Origin of the sequence: Rudaea sp., assembly GCF_036383415.1 — a bacterium.
Lineage (GTDB): Bacteria > Pseudomonadota > Gammaproteobacteria > Xanthomonadales > Rhodanobacteraceae > Rudaea.
In genome coordinates this window covers 1-4,280 of record NZ_DASVOK010000252.1, presented here as the reverse complement: position 1 = coordinate 4,280, position 4,280 = coordinate 1, and the positions used below count along the sequence as shown (strand labels likewise).

The 4,280-nt window shown below is 65.4% G+C and carries 3 protein-coding genes and 1 pseudogene; 3 read left to right on the top strand and 1 reads right to left on the bottom strand.

Annotation, left to right across the window (positions count from 1 at the left end; genetic code table 11):
- On the top strand, positions 1–539 hold a 539-nt coding region (locus VF497_RS09530; RefSeq protein WP_330888041.1), incomplete at its 5' end, for a glutamate ligase domain-containing protein.
- A gap of 8 nt (positions 540–547) precedes the next feature.
- Complete coding sequence (locus tag VF497_RS09525; RefSeq protein WP_330888039.1) at positions 548–2,428, top strand: Mur ligase family protein; 1,881 nt, start codon at positions 548–550, stop codon at positions 2,426–2,428.
- A 33-nt stretch (positions 2,429–2,461) separates the two neighbouring features.
- Here VF497_RS09525 and VF497_RS09520 read toward each other — a convergent pair whose 3' ends face one another.
- Entirely contained in the window at positions 2,462–3,976 is a 1,515-nt protein-coding gene (locus VF497_RS09520) for a glycosyltransferase family 39 protein (protein ID WP_330888037.1), read from the bottom strand.
- 122 nt (positions 3,977–4,098) lie between these two features.
- On the opposite strand from VF497_RS09520, the pseudogene VF497_RS09515 reads away from it, so the two are divergent.
- Positions 4,099–4,280, top strand: a pseudogene (locus tag VF497_RS09515) (aldehyde dehydrogenase family protein); the annotation flags it as partial.

Below are 4,280 nucleotides of genomic sequence, written 5' to 3'. Positions count from 1 at the left end.
TCATGGACTACGGCCACAACGCGCACGCCGTCGGCGTGATGGCCGATCTTGCCGGGCGTCTCGACGTGAGCGGACGCCGTATCATCGTCGTCGCCGGTCCGGGCGACCGCCGCGACGAAGACCTGGTTGAGATCGCGGGCGCCGTCGCCGGCAAGTTCGACCACTACATCGTGCGCCGCGACGACGCGCTGCGCGGCCGCGACGGCGACGAGGTGCCGCGCATCATCGCCAAGGCGTTGAGGGAAAAAGGCGTCGCCGATGTGGCGATCACGATCATCCCCGACGAGCAGGAAGCGATAGCCTCTGCGCTGAAGATGGGCCAACCGGGCGACCTGCTGTTGGTCTTCGCTGACGCGCTCGCGCGCTCGTGGAAACAGATCACCAAATTCCATGCTGAAGGCACGCCCGCGCCGGCGGTCAAGCGCGTCGAGCCGGTCGCGGCGATCGAACCTGCGATCGAGGAACGCGCGGTCGTCGAAATGGATGGTCTGATCCGCGACGAACGCGGCATCCGCTTCGCGCGCGACACCGAAGACTAAAGCATCGCATGACAATTCCGTTCGAAGATTCGCGCCGCCTGACCGGCGCCAATCTCTATTTCCCCGTGCCCGGCGCCGTGCTCGAAACCGCGCCGGGTATACTTGTGGACAATGCCGCCGTGGAGCGCTGGCGCACCGAGGTCGAACACCTGCGCCGCGAACTCGGCTGGCCGGAAATCGAAACGGCAGCACGATTGCGCGATGGCGCCGGCTCACTCGCGATTGCCGCGCCCATCGACCAGCTTTTCACCGCCACCGAAGTCAACGAGTACGCGTTGTGCATGGCACTTGAACCCTCCCCTTCAAGTGGAGGGTTGGGTGGCGGTGGCGTTCGGAGCGCCACCGCAGAACATCAACACAATCCCCACCTAAATCCTCCTCTTGAAGGGGAGGACTTCACAGCGCTCGTAGCTCAAACCTGGTTTCACGCCCCGGCCTATCCGGCGATCTGGGATGATGGGCTCGCGCTGCAGACGCTGCGCCTCGCGGCGGCCGCCGAGCGCCGCCCCGATCTAGTCACTTTGATCGACGAAGCACATCGGCGCGGCCTTCCCATGCTTCTCGACGACACCGAGTTGACGTTCGGCGAAGGTAACGGCGCGCAAACGTGGTCGCTCGACGCACTGCCCGCGCCCAACGCCGTTGAATGGAAATCGCTGCACGCCATTCCGGTCGCGCTCGTCACCGGCTCGAATGGCAAGACGACGACGACGCGCCTCGTTGCCGCGATCAGCGAGCGCGCGGGACGCCGCACGGCGTTCAGCAGTACCGACGGCGTCGTCATCGGCGGCGAACTCGTCGCGAGCGGAGACTATTCCGGCCCCGCCGGCGCACGCGCCGCGTTGCGCGACGCGCGCAGCGAAGCGGCGATCCTTGAGACCGCGCGCGGTGGCATCCTGCGCCGCGGGCTCGCGGTCGAGCGTGTGCAGGCGGCGATCGTCACCAACATCAGCGCCGACCACTTCGGCGAGTACGGCGTGCACGACCTCGACGACCTTGCCGATGCCAAGCTCGTCGTCGCACACGCATTGGTCGCCGACGGCATGCTCGTGCTCAACGCCGACGACAACATACTCACGCGCCACACGGCCGGCCTGAAATGCCGGATCGCGTGGTTCGCGCTCGACGCGGATCATCCGTTATTGATCGAGCATCGCACACACGGCGGCGCAACCTGCGGCGTGCGTGACGGAGAACTCGTCCTGCACGCTGGGGGCGTCGATCGCGCGCTCGGCCGCATCGTCGACATGCCGCTGAGCGCAAACGGAGTGGCGAAATACAATATCGCCAACCTAGCCGGCGCCGCGCTGCTCGCCCACGCGCTGGGCATCGGCGATGCCGTCATCGCGCAGGTGTGCGCGCACTTCGGCGCGAGCAACAACGACAACCCCGGGCGGTTGATGCGCTGGCATTTCGGCGCGACGACGGTGATCGTCGACTACGCGCACAATCCGGAAGGACTGCGCGGCCTGCTCGACGTGGCGCGCGCAATCTCGCCGCAAGGTCGGCTCGCCATCGTGCTCGGCCAGGCCGGCAATCGCGAGGATGCCGATATACGCGGCCTGGCATCGGTCGCGGCGCACTTCCGCCCCGACCTCATCGTGCTCAAGGAACTCGCGAGTTTTGCGCGCGGACGCATGCCGGGCGAAGTCGTCGCCCTGCTCCGCGGCGAGTTGCTGCGCAACGGCGTGGCGGACAATGCCCTGATCGTCGCCAGCGAGGAGCTCGACGCCGCGCGCGCTGCACTCGAATGGGCGCGCGACGGCGATCTGCTCATCCTGCCGATTCACGACAAGCTGGGCCGCGCCGCCGTCATCGCTCTGCTCGACAAACTCGCCGCTGCGGACTGGAAGCCGGGCCAAGTGTCGCCAGCCGGAAGCTCCGCATAAGACGGGTGCTGCGCGCCTTGCGCTTTCCGATACCTACATGAACTCGGCCAGCTTCGGCCACAACTCCGCAAGCGGCTTGCGTACGCCGCGGCAGAGAAAAATGTCCGGATGCCACTTCGTTTCTTCGTTCTCGACCTTGGCCTCGTTGCCGGTGTGGCCGACGAGTTCGACCGTCGTGCACGGCTGATCGAGATCCTTGCGACCAGCACCGACGACGATCATGTTCTGTGGCGTCGGTCCATAGGGTCCGCGCAGCCAGAACGAGTTGGCCGCGCTCCACACCTGCGGCAGGCCGTATTGCGAGCCATACAGATCGAGCGCGCCGGCTTCGCCGTAATTGCTCGCCCAGATGCCGGTTTGTGCACGTTCCTCCACGGTCAGGCCATCGCGGATGCGCGCGACTTCACGCACGAGTTCCGGCCAGCCCAGTTCTTCGCGGAAATCACCGTTGATTTCGTTGACGCGCCCCCACGCGGGCGAATTTACCGATACCAGCGGCAGACATATGCGCAGCATGCTCGCGCCGCAAAGCACGACGGCAAACGACACCGCCCACCCGCCGCGCCGCCATTTCGCCTCACGCATGGAATCGATGAACGTCTGCAACTGCACCGTACCCGCCGCGATCAGCATCGGATACAAGGGCGCGGCGTAATAGCCACGGCCACGCGCGACGACGAAGATTGCGAACGACACGAGCGCCATCCAGCCGAGAATGCGCCAGCGCCTGCCCTGCTCCGTCGCGAATACGAACCAGAGTCCGAGCAACCACAGCGGCACCGTGACGAAATTGCTCGCGATGTAGAGCTGCTCCAGCCAGAAACCGTCGGCGCGGCCGTTGCGCACGTCGCGCGCATGGATGTGCTGGAGCATGTCCAGAGTGACGAAGTCGTGGCGGAACTGCCAGACCAGGTTCGGCAGGAAGATCAGCAACGCCAACGCGACGCCGCACCACAGCCACTTGCTGCGCAGATCGGCGCGCAACGGAGTGAGCACGACTCCGGCGACCAGCCCCATGGCGAAGAACGCTGCCGTGTACTTGGTCATCATGCCGAGTCCGACCATCGCACCGATCGCGAGCCACCAGCGCGCGTCGCCCGACTCGATGCGGCAGACGACGAAGTACCCGAGCAGCACGAACCAGAGGAAATCGAAGCTGACGTACTGCATCAGATTGCTAGCCGATAGTGAAACCGGCCCAAGCGCGACGGCGAATGCCGCGACCAGCATAGCCGCCCGTCCTCCGCCCAGCCGGCGCGCCATCAGCCCGGCGACGACGAAAACGATGCTTTGCGCGAGCGCGGGGAAGAAGCGGAATCCAGTCAGAGAGGCGCCGAACAACTCCCACTCGATGCGGCCGAGAAACGGCGTCAGCGGCGGATAGGCAACGAAGCCCCAGTCGAGGTGGCGCGCGTCGCTTAGGAACTGCAGCTCGTCGCGATGGAACCCGTACTGTCCGTTCGTTGCGATATGGAAAACCAGCTTGGCTGCGGCGAGCACCAGCAAGATAGCCAGATCCTTGTCGAAGCCTCGTTTCTGCGTCTGCATCGGCGCCTCCGGTAAGAAGCCGAGCATAGCATTGGCCCCATCCGATTCCTGCATCCCGGTTCCGGACGGGGCCAATCCCCGGTTTATAATTAGCGGCTATCTTCAGCCAAACTGGAACACCCATGTCCGACAAGATTCTCGCGGCCCTCGGCCTGACCGGCACCGTCTCCGGCACCTATCTCGGCAACGGCGAATGGTCGAAGACGACCGACGCCGGCCTGCTCGAAGTGGTCAACCCGAGCACGCACGAGGTGATCGGTCGTGTGCATTCGGCTTCGGCAAGCGACTACGAGACGATCGTACA